Origin of the sequence: Chryseobacterium sp. IT-36CA2 (assembly GCF_949767875.1) — a bacterium.
In the GTDB taxonomy this organism is placed as follows: domain Bacteria; phylum Bacteroidota; class Bacteroidia; order Flavobacteriales; family Weeksellaceae; genus Chryseobacterium.
On the sequence record NZ_CATKPG010000023.1, the window covers coordinates 345,647 to 362,250 of the forward strand.

General features: G+C 33.4%; 16 protein-coding genes. 7 read left to right on the forward strand and 9 right to left on the reverse strand.

Annotated features, from left to right (window positions below; genetic code table 11):
• Positions 1–86 precede the first annotated feature (86 nt).
• Together ACM6F9_RS18485 and ACM6F9_RS18490 are read left to right on the forward strand one after the other, a co-directional pair.
• The gene (locus ACM6F9_RS18485; protein ID WP_414847063.1) at positions 87–761 is read left to right on the forward strand and encodes an SIMPL domain-containing protein; all 675 of its coding nucleotides are present in this window, start codon (positions 87–89) and stop codon (positions 759–761) included.
• A 154-nt stretch (positions 762–915) separates the two neighbouring features.
• Complete coding sequence (locus tag ACM6F9_RS18490; RefSeq protein ID WP_414847064.1) at positions 916–2,517, forward strand: DUF4139 domain-containing protein; 1,602 nt, start codon at positions 916–918, stop codon at positions 2,515–2,517.
• 971 nt (positions 2,518–3,488) lie between these two features.
• Here ACM6F9_RS18490 and ACM6F9_RS18495 read toward each other — a convergent pair.
• A complete protein-coding gene (locus ACM6F9_RS18495; protein ID WP_414847065.1) occupies positions 3,489–3,836 on the reverse strand; it encodes a hypothetical protein in 348 nt (115 codons plus the stop codon).
• Positions 3,837–4,444: 608 nt separating this feature from the next.
• Between ACM6F9_RS18495 and ACM6F9_RS18500 the strand changes: the two genes are divergently transcribed.
• The gene (locus tag ACM6F9_RS18500; protein ID WP_414847066.1) at positions 4,445–5,026 is read left to right on the forward strand and encodes a Crp/Fnr family transcriptional regulator; all 582 of its coding nucleotides are present in this window, start codon (positions 4,445–4,447) and stop codon (positions 5,024–5,026) included.
• A 32-nt stretch (positions 5,027–5,058) separates the two neighbouring features.
• On the opposite strand, the gene ACM6F9_RS18505 is transcribed toward ACM6F9_RS18500, so the two are convergent.
• Positions 5,059–6,264: an NAD(P)/FAD-dependent oxidoreductase gene (locus tag ACM6F9_RS18505; RefSeq protein WP_414847067.1), complete on the reverse strand. Its 1,206-nt coding sequence runs from the start codon at positions 6,262–6,264 to the stop codon at positions 5,059–5,061.
• A 114-nt stretch (positions 6,265–6,378) separates the two neighbouring features.
• Here ACM6F9_RS18505 and ACM6F9_RS18510 point away from each other — a divergent pair, with 114 nt between their 5' ends.
• On the forward strand, positions 6,379–6,759 hold the full coding sequence (locus ACM6F9_RS18510) for an STAS/SEC14 domain-containing protein (RefSeq protein WP_414847068.1): 381 nt from the start codon (positions 6,379–6,381) through the stop codon (positions 6,757–6,759).
• 81 nt (positions 6,760–6,840) lie between these two features.
• On the opposite strand, the gene ACM6F9_RS18515 is transcribed toward ACM6F9_RS18510, so the two are convergent.
• Positions 6,841–8,043, reverse strand: coding sequence for an MFS transporter (locus tag ACM6F9_RS18515; protein ID WP_414847069.1), 1,203 nt, complete (start codon positions 8,041–8,043; stop codon positions 6,841–6,843).
• A 184-nt stretch (positions 8,044–8,227) separates the two neighbouring features.
• Here ACM6F9_RS18515 and ACM6F9_RS18520 point away from each other — a divergent pair, with 184 nt between their 5' ends.
• Positions 8,228–9,121, forward strand: coding sequence for an AraC family transcriptional regulator (locus ACM6F9_RS18520; protein WP_414847070.1), 894 nt, complete (start codon positions 8,228–8,230; stop codon positions 9,119–9,121).
• A 201-nt stretch (positions 9,122–9,322) separates the two neighbouring features.
• On the opposite strand, the gene lipA is transcribed toward ACM6F9_RS18520, so the two are convergent.
• Entirely contained in the window at positions 9,323–10,189 is an 867-nt protein-coding gene (gene lipA / locus ACM6F9_RS18525) for a lipoyl synthase (protein WP_103293508.1), read from the reverse strand.
• A gap of 115 nt (positions 10,190–10,304) precedes the next feature.
• Here lipA and ACM6F9_RS18530 point away from each other — a divergent pair, with 115 nt between their 5' ends.
• On the forward strand, positions 10,305–10,937 hold the full coding sequence (locus ACM6F9_RS18530) for a hypothetical protein (RefSeq protein ID WP_414847071.1): 633 nt from the start codon (positions 10,305–10,307) through the stop codon (positions 10,935–10,937).
• A gap of 89 nt (positions 10,938–11,026) precedes the next feature.
• Here ACM6F9_RS18530 and ACM6F9_RS18535 read toward each other — a convergent pair whose 3' ends face one another.
• Positions 11,027–11,587, reverse strand: a complete 561-nt coding sequence (locus ACM6F9_RS18535; protein WP_414847072.1) for an RNA polymerase sigma factor — start codon at positions 11,585–11,587, stop codon at positions 11,027–11,029.
• A gap of 198 nt (positions 11,588–11,785) precedes the next feature.
• Between ACM6F9_RS18535 and tyrS the strand changes: the two genes are divergently transcribed.
• A complete protein-coding gene (gene tyrS, locus ACM6F9_RS18540) occupies positions 11,786–13,081 on the forward strand; it encodes a tyrosine--tRNA ligase (protein ID WP_414847073.1) in 1,296 nt (431 codons plus the stop codon).
• Positions 13,082–13,128: 47 nt separating this feature from the next.
• On the opposite strand, the gene ACM6F9_RS18545 is transcribed toward tyrS, so the two are convergent.
• The 4 genes from ACM6F9_RS18545 to ACM6F9_RS18560 all read right to left on the reverse strand — a co-directional run bounded on the left by ACM6F9_RS18545 (position 13,129) and on the right by ACM6F9_RS18560 (position 16,257).
• Positions 13,129–13,674 carry a hypothetical protein gene (locus ACM6F9_RS18545; RefSeq protein ID WP_414847074.1) on the reverse strand — a complete coding sequence of 182 codons (546 nt, stop codon included), beginning with the start codon at positions 13,672–13,674 and terminating at the stop codon, positions 13,129–13,131.
• 146 nt (positions 13,675–13,820) lie between these two features.
• A complete protein-coding gene (locus tag ACM6F9_RS18550; protein WP_414847075.1) occupies positions 13,821–14,255 on the reverse strand; it encodes a hypothetical protein in 435 nt (144 codons plus the stop codon).
• A 93-nt stretch (positions 14,256–14,348) separates the two neighbouring features.
• Entirely contained in the window at positions 14,349–14,798 is a 450-nt protein-coding gene (locus tag ACM6F9_RS18555) for a hypothetical protein (RefSeq protein ID WP_414847076.1), read from the reverse strand.
• Positions 14,799–15,810: 1,012 nt separating this feature from the next.
• Positions 15,811–16,257: a hypothetical protein gene (locus ACM6F9_RS18560; protein ID WP_414847077.1), complete on the reverse strand. Its 447-nt coding sequence runs from the start codon at positions 16,255–16,257 to the stop codon at positions 15,811–15,813.
• Positions 16,258–16,604: the final 347 nt, after the last annotated feature.

Below are 16,604 nucleotides of genomic sequence, written 5' to 3' on the forward strand. Positions count from 1 at the left end.
AAACTCCATTTCACCAAGTCTCCCGGAATCCGGTTTCTGATCTGTGTAATTTTACATCAGAATTAAAAATTTAAAAACAGGAAATTATGAAATTGAAACATTTTTTATTAATCGGAATTTTAACCCTTGGAAGCTTTGTAAATGCTCAGGAAGTAAAGAAAAACGCAATTGAAGTAACAGGCGTTGCCGAAATGGAAGTAGAACCGGATGAAATTATCTTCAGCATCGGGATAAAAGCTGATAATAAAAACGATCTGGCAGATAATGAAAAGAAGTTATTTGATATTTTAAAAAATGCAGGAGTAAAGAATGAGGATATTAAATTCAAATCAATGTATCAGAATATCTATTCTAAAACGGCTAAGTTTTCTAAGAACTATCAGTTTAAAGCCAGCACAAAATCAAGTCTCAGCAAAATCTTTGAAGATTTGAACCAAAAATGGGTAAGCAGCCTGAACATCGCGGAGGTAAAGAATACTAAAATTGCAGATTTCAGAAAAGCAGTGAAGATCAACGCTTTGAAAGCAGCTAAAGAAAAAGCTGATTATTTGTTGGAAAGCATGGGAAAAAAAACAGGAAATGCTCTTGAAATTGTAGAGATAGAAGACTACACCAGCGATATGATCATGCCTGCATCTTATAAAGGAAGAGCAAGCAATATTCAAATGGAAATGGCTGATGCTCCTGTAGATTTCTCCTTTGATAATATTGAAAATATCAAGCTGAAATACAGTATCAAAACAAAATACGAAATCCTTTAAAATAACAGATTTAAAAGGGCAGTTTCTTAGGGAGCTGCCTTTTATTTTTTTAGCTTCTTCAGCCTCACCAAGTCAAACTGCCTTTTCACCAAGTTTCCCGATTTCCAGCCTTAAATAGGGATAATTTTACTTCAGGAATTTAAAATAATAAACGATGAAACGCTATTTTTTAATATTAATCACCTTTTCGTTTTCCTTTCTCAAAGCACAGGAAATCAGAAAAGAAATTGAAGTAAAACAGGCCACTGTATTTCTACAGGGAGCAAAGGTTTTCGGAAGTACAAATGTGAATCTTCAGAAAGGAAGAAATATTGTGAAGATTGTCAACCTTCCCAACAATCTGGATGAGAATACCTACAAAATCAATCTTGAAAAAAATACAACGCTTCTTTCTATTACTCCTCAAAGCAATTTTTTGAAAAACGATGAACTGTCGGAGAATGAAAAAAAGCTTGAAACGGAAACCAAAAAGCTCCAAAGACAAGTCAGCCTGCTGAATATCCAAATCAAAAACCTGACAGGTGAACAGCATATCATTAATGATAATTTAAAAGTTTCTACCAATGATAAATCTACGCCGCAGGAACAGCTGATTAAGCTTACTGAGTTTTACAGAAAGAGAATGCTGGAAATTGATAATCAGGTATTTCTTCTGAATGAACAGAAAACAGTTCTGGATGAAAGTATCGCAAAACTCAACAATCAGTCTGCAGAAGAGCAAACACATAAAAATACCAATCGTAAAGAGCTTCTGCTGGAAATTCTTGCCGATCATGAAACGAATCTGAATCTTGGAGTAAGCTATATTGTTTCTGATGCAGGGTGGATTCCTTCTTACGACCTGCGTGCAGAGTCTGTGAAAAAGCCTCTTGAAATGGTTTATAAGGGTAAAATTTATCAGAAAACCGGACAGGATTGGAAAAATGTGAAATTGTTTGTCTCTACTTACAGACCTTCATACAATCAGGACAGACCGATTTTGTCTCCGCTTTATGTAGCAGAATACACGCCATATAACTCTCAGATGGAAATTGCAGGTTATAAATCTAAAAAGGAAATTTCAGCAGCTAATGCGTATCAGATGAGAGAAGATGTTGCTGCAAAACCAAGCCAGATTCCGGTAGCTACAGTTTCTGACAGCCAGATGAATGTGATTTATGAATTGAATTACAATCAGACCATTGTAAGCCAGGAAAAGGAACAATATGTAATCCTGGATAAAAAACAGGTTGATGCTACCTATAAATACCATACGGTTCCGAAACTTAATAATCAGGTATTCCTGATGGCTTTTGTGAAAAACTGGCAGAATCTCAACCTTATCAATGGAGAAGCCAATATCTATTTTGAAGATAATTATATCGGAAAAACCAATATTACAAGCAATTATGTAAAAGATGAGTTTCCGATTTCTCTTGGAGTGGATGAAAGAATCACGGTAAAAAGAATCAAGCTTGAAGATAAAACTTCTCAAAAAGCAATGAATTCTAACAAATGGGAAACAGAATCTTACCAGATCAGCATCAGAAATAATACGAAGGAAAATGTTGAGCTTGAAGTTCTTGATCAGCTTCCAATTAGTGAAAACTCTAAGATTTTGGTAAAAACAATCAACCTTTCCGGTGGAATTCCCGATGAAAAAACCGGAAGTATTTTATGGAATAAAAACATTGGATCAGGAAGTTCAGAGAAGATTATTTTCTCTTACGAAGTGAAATATCCAAAAGATATGCAGATTCAATATTACAGCAGATAATGCAAAAGAACATTTCATTAGAAATTAATTTTTAACAACGAATAATCCGGCTATTTGCCGGATTATTCGCGAAATAATATACTCTCTCTAAAATCATATCACACGTATTAAAAACCGCCTCTTACGAAGCGGTCAAACACATTTATTATATCTGACTATGATGAAAACGCCAGACAACTAATGAAAAAAAATATTTAATTTTTAATAACTTATCAATTATATTTTTGTCAAATACGTTACCAAATATATTTAAACCTATCAATAAAAAAACACATAAAATGAAATATCAAGCATTTATTAACAAAGGATAATTAATTTTTAACACGTGTTAATAAATAAAGTATTTCAAAGATTATGATATTTTTTTATGATAAGTCTATTAATAGCTGGATTTCTTATACATGATATGAAGAAAGATTTTAATATCATCCTTCACATTTATCCTTTATTTAGTAATCGCGAAACAACATTTACTAGCACTGAGGCTGAAGAAAAAGGATTGATTATAATGCAACAATATCAATCTTAGCAACACTATCCAGTGTGCTCCTGCAAAAAAAAATTATAGATTCGATTCTGGAGCAATACATTCCTTAGTATAAAAGCATGACATTTTTCTCATACTTTGGCATACAGGATCACACAGTTTGGAAAATGAAGTTCCACTTTAGGGTCAGACCAAATCTACTATACAGAAGATTTCTACAGATTTAGCTATCATAGATGAAATTGATATATGACAGACATCCTTCTGTAAACGAACAGTAAGGGTCTTTAGTCATTCTTATAGGAAATGTTTTTGGAAATTATGAATTTAATATAAATTTTGAGACAGCAGTAAAATAACCATAATAATCATTTCTCCAGAAGGGAGAATCCTCAAACTTTAGATAATATTGTTTTCTGGAATTCCAAGATAAATTCTAATTATATTAAAAATTCCCAATGAAATTTCATTGGGAATTTTTTACTTATTTTTTCTTTAAAATGTAATGTGTTTCTTCAATGTCTTTTTTAAAAGAAGTATAGGCAAACTGAAAAGCATATCCGTTTGCAGACATGAAATTAAGCGCATCAATCATCGAATTAAATTTTACGGTCTCCCCTTTTTCATCAAGTATTCTTACATCTTTAGTGGAAAGGAATCTTGAATTTTGTCCAAAATCTATGTCTACCGTTTTTTTGTTACTAAACAAGCGATCTATACCAACAATTTGTATATATTCTACATCAATATTTTTAATTGGTACATCATTCACCGTTTGTGCAAATGAAGCACATGTTAAGCTAAGAAAGACTGCAGCGAATATTTTTTTCATTTTTTTTTTTGATTTTTCAAAGATAATATACAAAATAATATAATATTTTTTTTTAACCACTTTTAACTAGTGGCAAACAAAATACGTTTCAAAAGGACAGTTATTTGTTTACTTTATTTTGAGAATTTATTTTTTTACCATCTTATTTTCAAACAGTTATTGTTTTTTTTTTTGAATATAACAGAGTAAATCCGGTTTCTCATCCACAAGCCGTTTTCTTAAATTATGAAAAAAATAGTGTTTCTATATCGGGAATGTTTGTTTTATGTGCTTTGTAAGACGTTTTGTCTTGAGTCCATCTGTGTGCAAAAACAGTTTGCAGATAATTGATCCTTCATTCTGAATTCGGATAAGAAGAGGAATAAAATTTGGAGCTAAAAGCTATAATTTATATAAAACCTGCTTAAACTTTTAGTTTTCTAAGAAGCAATCAAGCTTACTTCCTCTTTAAAGAAAAGCTCTTTCAAACAATCTGTTTTTTAATTGATTTAAGGTAAATAGAAATACATTCAATAAGTTTAATATACTAGGAAATTTATATTTTCCCTTACCTAAATGAGGCACTATCCATTTTTCTATTTTATATTAGCTCTACAAAAAAACAACAAATGATAAAATCTAATGAATTTACTACAGCCTATTTCGAGCAAAATGATTTTCTCGATGACAGAGATCGAGAAAAGTTACTTGAAATGGTTCAATTTGTAACCTTCCCAATAAATAAAATTGTATTGCATCGGGGAGAACAGATAGGCCATGTGGGAATTGTGATCACTGGTTTGATACGGGTTTATGATAAAAATGATAAAACTGTTTGGTTTATTTATGAAAACCAACCTTATGGTTCAATAGATGTGCTGGCTCATCAGGCTCCTGCTACACTAACCCATGAAACATTAGAAGAAACTACCATGTTTTTACTTGATTATTTTAAGCTAGAGCAGGCAATTAAAGACTATCCTAATATAGGAAGACTTCTTTTAATGTATTGGAAAAGTACAGCAATGGACATGTACAAGAACTTTTATTCTTTTGTAAGCTTAACTCCCGAAGAAAGATATTTACAATTGCTTGATCAGGACGCTAAATTAATTTTACGGGTAAAATCCAAAGATCTGGCAACTTATCTGGGAATGCATCCGGTATCATTGAGCAGATTGAAAAAAAGATATTTTATCCAAAACAAATAGTATTTATACAAAAGAAAAAGAGATTCAATTACTTATCTTCCAAATTTAAAATACCTTGATAATGGATGTTTTTTATTCTTCATAAACAAGGAAGCCATTTCCATTCCAATTGCTGAAAAGGTGATCCCATTGCCTCCAAAGCCCAGCACAAAAAAAGAATTTTTAAATTTTTGATGTTCGCCAATATAAGGAAGTCCGTCTTTAGTTTCACCGAAAGTTCCTGCCCAGATAAAATCTGTGTAAAAATGATAATCAGGTTTAATTTTGTTAAGGTTTTTCAGAATCTCTTTTTCTTTTTTATGCAAAATAGCATCCCGCTTTTCTGCATCATAAAAATCTTCATCTCCTCCTCCGATAAGAAGCCTTCCATCATCCGTAGTGCGCATGTAGAGGTAAGGATCATCAGTATTCCAGACTAATGTACTGCTGATATTTTTAAACTTGTCATTATCTATTTCAGAAACAACCGCATAAGTGCTTTTCAGATTCACAAAATTTTCTTTCAGTAAGTTTTTACTTTCGTACCCAATACAGTAGATGATTTTTTTTGCCTTAATCTCAAACCCATTGTCTACAGTAACCAGATTAAAACCTTTACGTTCTTCAACTTTTATCATTTCAGTCTTATCAAATATTTTCAATCCTTTTTTTACATTATGCATGAACAGCTCATGGGCAAACTGAAAGGCATCAATACTGGCACCCTGTTTTGATAAAATTCCGCCATGGGTATTCTCAAATTCAAACTTTTCCAAAATATCCTTTGCTTCCAGCCATTCTACATTGAATCCGTTTTGCTTTCTGGCTTCGTATTCTTTCTTCAGCCATTCTGCATCTTTCTTTTTTGAAGCAAAATACAGTGATTTTTTCCGTTTGAAACCTGCTCTGGACTTAGTCAGTTGTGAAAGTTTTTCCAGTGTATCAATTGCTTCGCTGCAGGCTTTATAGCTCAGAACAGCTCCTTTTTCACCTATCTTTTCTTTCAGTTTATATAAAGGAACATCTATTTCGTATTGGAGCATTGAGGTAGTTGCAGAAGTACTTCCATTACAAAGTTCTCTTTTATCAATAATAATTGTTTTGTGTCCGTCTTCTATCATCTGATGGGCAATCAGGCTTCCTGTAATACCGCCACCTATGATGAGAACATCACATTCTTCATTTGATTTCAAAGAGGGATACGATGCCATTAATCCGTTTTTCAAAAGCCAAAAAGGTTCATTAGATTTAAGATTCATATTAATATTTTACATTCAAAATAACAATATTTATACCTTTTTTAACAATTATTCCCCAAATTGTGGTGTAATTATTGTTGTTATATTAAATTCAAACCACCAAAAAAATTTATTATGATAACAATTATTCCAGAAGCTCCGGAGAATGTTGCAGCATTTAATGCAACGGGAGAGGTAACGAAAGAGGATTTTGAAAGATTGGTCATTCCGCGTGTGAAAGAGAAGGTAGAGCAATTCGGTGAACTGAATTATTTATTGTATTTGGATACCGATCTGGATAATTTTACCGTGGGAGCATGGCTTGAAGATTTGCTGTTAGGATTAAAAAATCTTACCAACTGGAATCGTTCAGCCATTGTTACAGACAGGGAGGGCATACGTGATTTCACCAGTATTTTTAGTGTTCTGATGCCGGGAGAATTTAAGTCTTTTCCTAAAGAAAATTTATACAATGCGCTCTACTGGTGCAAAAATGGAGACGAAGTAGAAGCATAAAAAACTTATTTTATAAAAAAAGAGCCTGTTTCTTACCGAAACAGGCTCTTTTTTATGTTTAAAATAGAATCAATCCCATTTTTATTTATCACATGAAACACATTCTGCAGCCACTTCTTCTTCATTTTGAGTTTTAGAGCCGTACAGATACATGTATCTTACACTTATAATCACTCCAATAAAGGTCATCCCAACCCCTACCAGTGAAGGATAATTGAACGAGTAACCATATTCTAAAGGAATTCCGCCCAAGAAAGCTCCCATTGCATTAGCAATATTAAAACCAGCCTGCATAAAAGCAGCAGCCATCATTTCGCTTTTCGGGGCAGCTTTCATCATCATGATATTGATGGGTGAAGCGATAGACATTGATAAAGCGCCACACATAAAAGTCAGGATAAGTGCCATATTCTGGTGTTCGGCAAGGAAAAAAACACCTCCAAGAGAAATCATCATCAGAAAAATCAAAAGTGCGCAGGTTTTTTCAGGACCTAATTTATCTGAAACAATTCCTCCAACCAAATTTCCAACTACCATTCCGGCTCCCGCAAGAACCATCACATAAGCCATTTGACTGCTTTTAATTCCTGCAACAACGGTCATTAAAGGTGTAATATAGCTTAACCAAGTGAACAATCCTCCAAATCCAATTGCAGTTATAGCCAATACCAGCCACGACTGTTTATTTTTAAGGAATTTCAGTTCTTCCATGAAATGGGTATTCTGATTAGATTCCATCGGTGGAAGCCACAGTTTTAAAAATAAGATAGCAAAAAGCCCAATAACGGCTACAATAGCGAAGTAAAATCTCCAATGGAAGGTATGCCCAATGTAGGTGACCAGAGGTACCATTGCAAGGTTGGCAACCGTGAGCCCTGTAAACATCATGGATATATAAAAGGCTTCTTTTCCTTTTCCAGCCATTCTTGAAGCTACCACCGTTCCTACTCCGAAGAACGCTCCATGAGGAAGCCCGGACATAAAACGGATAGCCAGCATACTGTTGTACCCGGGAGCAATAGCAGAAAGGCCATTAAATAACGTAAAAAGGATCATAAAAGCCATCAGGACTTTTTTCGGCGGAAATTTTACGGAATATCCAATCAAAATTGGAGCTCCGATAACTACTCCCATTGCATAAGCAGAAATCAAATGTCCGGCTTGCGGAATGGTAATCTGTAGTGTTTTGGCAATATCCGGCAACAGTCCCATAACGGTAAATTCCGTAGTTCCTATTCCTAAACCACCGATAGCCAGTGGTATTATTCTTTTATCAATCTTCATTGTATCTAAATCTTTTTTCTGAATTAATTTCGTTCAAATTAAAGGACTCACTGAGTATCTTTAATTTGAAAGTGCAAAAATCGAAAGAAAGTTTGAATTTCACACCTCTTTGAATGATAAAAATTTGCTCCGTATTAACCTTTTTATTTAATTTTAAATTCAGAAACAATCAAATCAGAACAAAATGAAAATCCAGAAAGAAATTATTGAATTTGAAAAAGGGAAATCATTTAAGCTGTTTGCCCCTTCTCTGAAAAACTGTTTTTTCTGGCATTATCATCCGGAAATTGAACTTGTATATGTAGAAGCGGTGAATGGAATCCGGCATGTTGGAAAAAATATTTCAGGGTTTACAGACAGTGATCTTTTACTGATTGGTTCCAATGTACCTCATCTTAATTTTGATTATAGGATTCAGACTGAATGCAAACAACTTGTATTGCAGATGCGGGAAAGTTTCCTTCAGGATATCATTCTTCCCGTTCCTGAATTTGAAAATATTAAATATCTTCTGGAACGTTCCTATCTTGGGCTTTCATTTTCCGGAGAGACCAAAAATATAGTGGTAAAAAAGTTGCAGGCCGTTAAAGATAAAAATTCCTTTGAATCTTTGATGGGATTGATTGAAATTCTGCAAATCCTCGCCGATTCTACGGAAGTAAAAGAACTCAACAAGGAAGATACCCGAATTAAATGGTTTCTGAATGATAAAATCAGAATGGGAACCATCTACGATTATATTCACGAAAATTATGACAGAAAACCCAATGTAAATGAAGTGGCTAAAGTGGTGAGCCTTAGTACACCTGCTTTCTGCCGGTATTTTAAAAAGCAGACGAATATGACCTTTACAGATTTTGTCAACAATTACAGAATCAATCAGGCTAAAATATTCCTGCTGAAAGATCAGTCTGTGACAGAAGTATGTTTTCAGGTAGGTTTTGAAAGTCTTTCTTATTTTAATAAATTATTCAAGCAGCATACGGGAGAAACGCCTTCTGAATTCAAGAAGAAACATTTCAGACCGATTGAAATTAATGGAAGAATTGGGGTGATTACGAAGGATACGACTTGCTAAGTAGACTTTGGTGAGTGTTTTATTAACCACCCCGTCAAAAATTCAAAGAATTTTTGCCACCCCTCCAAAGGATGGGAATGATGGCAGCCGCTATTATAAAGCTATTCCCTTCAGTCCCTAATCCCTATAACCTGCAACCTGTCATCTTTCACCTGTCACCTAAAAACAAAAAAACCGTTCATTGCTGAACGGTCTGTATTTTTAGTGAATATGTTTTTCTGCATGGTAAGAACTTCTTACGAGTGGAGAACTCTCAACGTGTCTAAAACCTAAACTTCTTGCAAAATCTCCGAATTCATCAAATTCTTCAGGAGTGATAAATTTCTTTACCGGAAGATGTTTTTTAGTCGGTTGCAGATATTGCCCAAGTGTGATCACATCTACGTTGGCATTTCTGATATCTTCGATAGTCTGGAAAACCTCATCTCTCGTTTCCCCTAATCCAAGCATAACACCTGTTTTGGTTCTTCTTTGTCCGGCTTCTTTCAAATATCTTAATACTTCAAGGCTTCTTTCATATTTTGCCTGGATTCTCACTTCCCTGGTCAAACGTTTTACCGTTTCCATATTGTGAGAGATCACTTCAGGAGCCACATCTACCAATCTGTCAAGGTGTTTTGTAAGCCCTTGAAAATCTGGTATCAGAGTTTCCATCGTAGTTCCCGGAGAAATTCTTCTTACAGCATTCACTGTTTCTCCCCAAAGGATAGATCCCATATCTTTCAGATCATCACGGTCTACAGAAGTAAGAACGGCATGTTTGATCTTCATTAATTTGATGGATCTTGCCACTTTTTCAGGTTCGTCCCAGTTTACGTCCAGTGGTTTTCCTGTTTTTACGCCACAGAATCCACAGCTTCTAGTACAGATATTTCCTAAAATCATGAAAGTAGCTGTACCTTCACCCCAACATTCTCCCATGTTCGGGCAGCTTCCGCTTTGGCAAATTGTATTTAATTTATATTTATCAACCAATGTTCTCAGCTCTCTGTAATTCTTTCCGGTAGGAAGTTTTACGCGGATCCATTTTGGTTTTTGAACGGTAGTGTCTTGAACTGAATTTTCCATTTCTAAAATTGAAGTTCAAAGTTAAGGATTTTTTAATGGAAACCATCAACCGGATATATTGATGAAACTTATCATTCAAATTTCATTTGTATATTTATCTCTTCAAAATATTCTTATGAGAAAAATATTCTTGCTTTTATCTGTTATATACGGAACATTTTGCTTTGCCCAAAAACAATTTCAGCCTGCAGGTTCTTCGATCATTGAAACGGTAGACGGAGATCTTGATGGTGATAAAATTCCTGAAAAAATAATTATTTACAATACAAAGGATACTACTGATATGGGAAACATCCGTGAAATTCAGATTTTGAAAAAAGTTAGCGGAGCATGGACAATTCTTGAAAAATCCAGAAATGCAGTTATGGAAAGCAATGGTGGAGGCATGATGGGTGATCCTTATGGAGAAACAAAAATAGAAAAAGGTATTCTGATCATTTCACAAAACGGCGGAAGCAGCTGGAAATGGGATGTTACAGATAAGTATAGATTTCAGAACGGACATTTTGAACTTATAGGAACCTCCTCCACTTCAGGAAGACCCGGTGATTACTGGAAAGAAGTAGACTTCAATCTTTCAACAGGGCAATTAAACTATTCAAAAGAGGTGGAAAATACAGCTGAATATGGTAAATCTTTAAAGGAAAGCTACATTAAAAAAGGATTAAAGATTACTCTGCAAAACAGAAATCAGGAAAAACAGCAAAAAATAATTCTTCCAAAAACAAAAGAAGAGGTTTATTTTTAAGTTTTGGCTAAAGCCAATTTTGAATTTGCATTTTTAGTAAACGGGTTAAAACCCGTTTCTATTGAATAGTATGTATTGAATTATTGAGCTTAATTATCATCAAACTCATTATTTTTCAACAGTTCGGCTAAGACTTTTTTGGCACGCATTACCCGTACTTTGGTGTTGGCAACTGAAATCCCCAGTTCATCGGCAATTTCTTTGATGCTTTTTTCTTCAAAAAATCTCAGCTTGATAATATCCTGATAGTTGGCATCCAGAGATTCTATGGCTTTGATGATTTTCTTTTGCTCTTCTTCGGAAATCAGAAGTTCCTCCGGAGATTTGGCATATTGATTTTTGACTTCATCCAGATTTTCAACAGTGTCTTCATTCTCGCGGTTCTTTTTTCGCCAAAAATCAATAACCGTATTTTGAGCAATGGTAAGAATCCAGGTCTTGAACTGAAAATGAGGATCGAACATATCCAGCTTCGACAATACTTTTGAAAAAACATTCACGGTGATTTCATCTGCATCATTTTCATCCCTTACCTTTTTCATGACAAAAGAGAAAACGTCCACCCAAAAAACATTAATGAGTTTAGTCTGGGCCTTCTGATCTTTATCCTTGGCCTTCTGTATGAGCAGGAATAGCTGTTCGTCGTTCATTAATAACAAATATAGATTATTTGAGGTGAAAAAACAAAGGGGTAAAAAGGTTAATCTGTTCTATTGGTAAAGTGACCGGATAAAAGTTTTTGAGATATTCTTATTTTGTATTCCTACCCTTTCGTCCTTTTGCTTTTTTACGCTTAATACTTCTGAATTTACTATCTTTGCATCTTAAAATTTTAAAGTTAAAAATCAATGAATTCCTTTATAGAAGAACTGAAATGGCGTGGTCTATTTGCCGATATGATGCCTGGAACCGATGAACAACTGAATAAAGAGGTAACTACTGCATATATTGGTTTTGATCCTACTGCCGATTCTTTACATATCGGAAGTCTTATCCAGATAAAAATTTTAGCGCACTTCCAGCTGCATGGCCACAAGCCAATTGCTTTGGTAGGAGGTGCTACAGGAATGATCGGAGACCCGTCCGGAAAATCGGCTGAAAGAAACCTTTTGGATGAGGAAACTCTTTTACATTATGTTGACTGTTTAAAAAATCAGCTTTCAAAATTCTTAAACTTTGAAGGAAATGAGCCTAACAAAGCTGAATTAGTGAACAACTACGACTGGATGAAAAATATTTCTTTCCTTGATTTTGCTAAAAATGTAGGGAAGAATATCACGGTCAACTATATGATGGCTAAAGATTCTGTGAAGAAAAGATTCTCTGGAGAATCAGGTGCAGATGGAATGAGTTTTACAGAATTCACTTACCAGTTAATTCAGGGATATGATTTCCTTCACTTATACCAGAACAACAATGTAAAGCTGCAGATGGGAGGTTCTGACCAGTGGGGAAATATCACTACAGGAACAGAATTGATCCGTAGAAAAGCACAGGGTGAAGCTTTTGCTTTAACAGTTCCTTTAATTACGAAAGCTGACGGTTCCAAATTCGGAAAGTCTGAAAGCGGAGAAAATTATTGGTTAGATAAAAAGAAAACATCACCATACAAATTCTATCAGTTCTGGCTGAATGCTACTGATGAAGATGCTGAAAGATTCATCAAGTTCTATACTTTCTTAGGAAAAGAAGAAATTGAGGCTTTAATTGAAGAGCACAAAACAGCCGCACACGAAAGAAAACTGCAAAAGAGACTGGCAGAAGAAGTAACAGTTTGGGTACATGGAAGAGAAGAATATGAAAAAGCACTGAAAGCTTCTGAAATCCTTTTCGGACGTTCTACAGCTGAAGATTTGGTAAGTCTTGATGAAGAAACATTCCTTGAAGTGTTTGACGGAGTTCCTCAGAAAGAAATTGCAAAAGATGATGTTTTGGGAGTGAATATTGTTGATCTTCTTTCTGAAAAATCAGGATTTTTAAAATCTAAGAGTGAGGCCCAAAGAGAGATCAAAGGAAACTCTATCTCTATAAACAAGCAAAAAGTAAATGATACTTTTACAGCCAATGAAACAGACCTTATTGATGGTAAATTCCTATTGTTACAAAAGGGCAAGAAAAGCTACTTCATTGTGAAGGTAAATTAACATCTTAAAATATATAAGAAAGCAAAAAAATAATCCTGGAATCAGGATTATTTTTTTATTATAGATGTATTATTTAATTTAATTTTCTTCAATCGTTTTCCTAAGGTTTGAATTCCTTTCATTTTTTTTAAATTAGTATTAAATTCATAACGAGCTTCAGCGTTAGGAGTCAGCCCTACATCTTTTACTTCTTTTATCAAAACACCATCTACATAAATTTGCACTTTTAATGCAGAGGAAATGTTTGTACCATTTGCTTTTGCCTTAATATACATAGGTATAATCCATTTATGCTTTCTCGGAACCGCTATACTTGTTTCAGAGAATTCACTACTCATCCACATTGTGCCAGTAATTCCATTAATTGATATATTCTTTGTTTCTCCCGAAATATGATTTGCATGGCTAATATTAGTTATGGTAGCTCCCTCAGATGCTTCTACTTTATAATACCATTTATGTGTTATTTTCTGCTCAATTTCATCTTCATCTTCATCATGCTTACAAGAAGTTACTAAAACAAATAAACTTCCTAGTAATAAAGGAAGAAATACTGTTATGATATTTTGAAATACTTTTTTCTGTGTTATCATTTCATTTTTATGTAGTTTATGGTATTAATCAAAAACAATGTAATACTATTCAATAAGTACATTATATACTATCACATTTTATTTTTATAGCATAAGAGCCCTATAAATAAGACTCTTATGTTAAATTATTTTAATAGGAATATAGTTTAATTAACCTTAAACTCAACATCATAATCTGCCCTAGATTTAAGATCTTGTCCGGTTGTTATCACTTCCTTTTTCAAAACACCATCTACATAAATCTGGACTTTAAGTGTAGATGAAGCATTTGCACCGGTTGCTTTTGCAACAACAGTTTTGGTCCGATTAACAGCATCTCCTACACGTAATCGATCTTTTTCCGTAATTTCAGAACTTGTCCATGTAGTACCACTGACATTTATTTCATGAAACCCTTCTCCATTGTGAGTTATATGTGTAATATTAGCTCCTGCAGATGCTTCTGCTTTAAACACTATTTTATGTGTTACTTCATATTTTTCTTCTTCGCCATGGCAAGAAGTTACTACAGTAAATAAACCTATCAATAATAAAGGAAGAAATATTGCTGCGATTTTTTGAAATACTTTTTGTTTTGTCATTTATATTTTAAATTAGTGGTGTAGATTTTAATTAAAAGTATGCAGGTGTTATTAGACACCTTAAGTTTTCATATTAAAAATATTGAATTGTGATTAGTTTACCTTGTACTCAACATCGTATCCTAAGTCAACTTTAAGGTTTTGGCCTGTAGCCATTTCTTCTTTTTTCAAAACTCCGTCTACATAAATCTGAACTTTCAAGGTAGAAGATGCATTAGCTCCAGTTGCCTCTACTATAGCTAATGCTCGAGACGATGAAACTCTTCCCACAGGTAGTCTTTCTATACCTCCCAATTCTGGGCTCACCCAGGTAGTACCACTAACATTTGTAGCAGACTTAATTATTACCCCTGGTGGCGAACTATTATACTTAACACTTGTAATATTAACTCCTGCAGACCCTTCTGCTTTATAAACTACTTTATGTGTTACATCATAAAACTTTTCATCATCATTATTACAAGATGTTAGTACAGTTAACAAACCTATGAGTGTTAAACATACCGTTGTGAACCTTTGAAATACATTTCTCTGTTTTGTCATTTTTTAATTATATTTAAGTTGGTACCTACAAAACAGCCTTTTTATAATTTTATTACAGACGACCTTTTTTGAAAAACACTTATAATTATAGGTTAGAAATCTAAAATAAACTCCGCATTATTTATAAAATTCATCAAAAACATATTTTATTAAAAAAAACACACATATTATTATGAAATTTTATAGAAAATTAAAATAATATTAAAAACATAAAACATGATTATAATCATGTTTTGTAAAACTAAAGCCGTGAAATAGATTCACGGCTCCGTTGAGAAAGTTACCATTTTTTTAAAACTTGCTATCACTTCTGACATCGTATAGGCTATGAAAAAACTGATTTGTATTGAAAATAATATGGAGTTTAAAATTTATAAATAAGTCCGGCTTTCCCTCCTGAAACTACAGATCCTCCACCCAATTCTATATGAACTGCAAGATTTTTGGTGAAAAAATATCTACCCCCGATTTGTCCTGCAAAACCAACTCCTGAAGACTTCCCATCAAAATAATCGAAATCTAATCCGTTATATTTATAGGAAAAAGAATTTATTCCTTTCTTTTTTTAGAATTAGTAATAAACCCATAACGAGCTTCAGCGCTAGGAACCAGCCCTACATCTTTTACTTCTTTTTTCAAAGCGCCATCTACATAAATTTGCACTTTTAATGTAGAAGAAATATTTGTATCATTTGCTTTTGCCTTAATTATACATAGGCACAACCCATTTATGCTTACTCGGAACCGTTATACTTGTTTCAGAGAATTCACCACTCGTCCACATAGAGCCACTAATTCCAATTGATATATTCTTTGTTTCTCCCAAATATGATTTGCATGGCTAATATTAGTTATGGTAGCTCCCTCAGATGCTTCTACATTATAATACTTTTCTGTTCAATTTCATCTTCGTTATTCTTACAAGAAGTTACTGAAACAAATAAACTTCCTAGTAATAAAGGAAGAAATACTGCTATGATATTTTGAAATACTTTTTGTTTTGTTTTTTAAACTAACGTTGATAATTAGCCTCAGCAGTAAGAGTTTGTCCAACATCTTTCATTTCTTTTACCAAGATATCATTTACATAAATTTGCACCTTTAAAGTTGAAGAAGCATCAACACCTGTTGCTTTTGCTTTAATCGCAGTAAAAAGGCCTTCTCCACCTTTTCCTGAAGACCATATCCATGTTTTTCTCTCAAATTCAGGACTCTTCCAGGTTGTACCATTAATTGATGTAAGAGAGACATTCGGACTCATAGGTTCATAATGATTAGGATAAATAATATTATTGATAGTAGAGCCTGAAGATGCTTCTACTTTATAATACCACTTATGTGTGATTTCCCGTTGAACATCATCATCATTACCCTTACAAGATGTTAGTACAGCTAACAAGCCTACTAATGCCAAACATACGGTTGTGAATCTCTGAAATACTTTTTTCTGTTTTGTCATTTTTTTAATTATATTTAAGTTGGTACCTACAAAACAGCCTTTTTATAATTTTATTACAGACGACCTTTTTTGAAAAATACATAATTATAGATTAGAAACCTGAAATAAACTTTGTGTTATTTATAAAAATCATTAAAAACATATTTTATTAAAAAACATACATATTATTATAAAATTTTATAGAATATTAAAAAAACATTAAACATGATTATAATCATATTTTATAAAACTAAAGCCGTGAAATAGATCCACGGCTCTGTTGAGAAAGTTACCATTTTTTAAAAACTTGCTGTCACTGCTGACATCATATAGGCTATGAAAAAACTGATTTGTATTGAAAATAATAT

What these genes read in the sequence shown, in the direction of transcription:
- ACM6F9_RS18485 (WP_414847063.1), top strand. Translation starts at nt 87, where the DNA reads ATGAAATTGAAACATTTTTTATTAATCGGAATTTTAACCCTTGGAAGC.
- ACM6F9_RS18490 (WP_414847064.1), top strand. Translation starts at nt 916, where the DNA reads ATGAAACGCTATTTTTTAATATTAATCACCTTTTCGTTTTCCTTTCTC.
- ACM6F9_RS18495 (WP_414847065.1), bottom strand. Translation starts at nt 3,836, where the DNA reads ATGAAAAAAATATTCGCTGCAGTCTTTCTTAGCTTAACATGTGCTTCA.
- ACM6F9_RS18500 (WP_414847066.1), top strand. Translation starts at nt 4,445, where the DNA reads ATGATAAAATCTAATGAATTTACTACAGCCTATTTCGAGCAAAATGAT.
- ACM6F9_RS18505 (WP_414847067.1), bottom strand. Translation starts at nt 6,264, where the DNA reads ATGAATCTTAAATCTAATGAACCTTTTTGGCTTTTGAAAAACGGATTA.
- ACM6F9_RS18510 (WP_414847068.1), top strand. Translation starts at nt 6,379, where the DNA reads ATGATAACAATTATTCCAGAAGCTCCGGAGAATGTTGCAGCATTTAAT.
- ACM6F9_RS18515 (WP_414847069.1), bottom strand. Translation starts at nt 8,043, where the DNA reads ATGAAGATTGATAAAAGAATAATACCACTGGCTATCGGTGGTTTAGGA.
- ACM6F9_RS18520 (WP_414847070.1), top strand. Translation starts at nt 8,228, where the DNA reads ATGAAAATCCAGAAAGAAATTATTGAATTTGAAAAAGGGAAATCATTT.
- lipA (WP_103293508.1), bottom strand. Translation starts at nt 10,189, where the DNA reads ATGGAAAATTCAGTTCAAGACACTACCGTTCAAAAACCAAAATGGATC.
- ACM6F9_RS18530 (WP_414847071.1), top strand. Translation starts at nt 10,305, where the DNA reads ATGAGAAAAATATTCTTGCTTTTATCTGTTATATACGGAACATTTTGC.
- ACM6F9_RS18535 (WP_414847072.1), bottom strand. Translation starts at nt 11,587, where the DNA reads ATGAACGACGAACAGCTATTCCTGCTCATACAGAAGGCCAAGGATAAA.
- tyrS (WP_414847073.1), top strand. Translation starts at nt 11,786, where the DNA reads ATGAATTCCTTTATAGAAGAACTGAAATGGCGTGGTCTATTTGCCGAT.
- ACM6F9_RS18545 (WP_414847074.1), bottom strand. Translation starts at nt 13,674, where the DNA reads ATGATAACACAGAAAAAAGTATTTCAAAATATCATAACAGTATTTCTT.
- ACM6F9_RS18550 (WP_414847075.1), bottom strand. Translation starts at nt 14,255, where the DNA reads ATGACAAAACAAAAAGTATTTCAAAAAATCGCAGCAATATTTCTTCCT.
- ACM6F9_RS18555 (WP_414847076.1), bottom strand. Translation starts at nt 14,798, where the DNA reads ATGACAAAACAGAGAAATGTATTTCAAAGGTTCACAACGGTATGTTTA.
- ACM6F9_RS18560 (WP_414847077.1), bottom strand. Translation starts at nt 16,257, where the DNA reads ATGACAAAACAGAAAAAAGTATTTCAGAGATTCACAACCGTATGTTTG.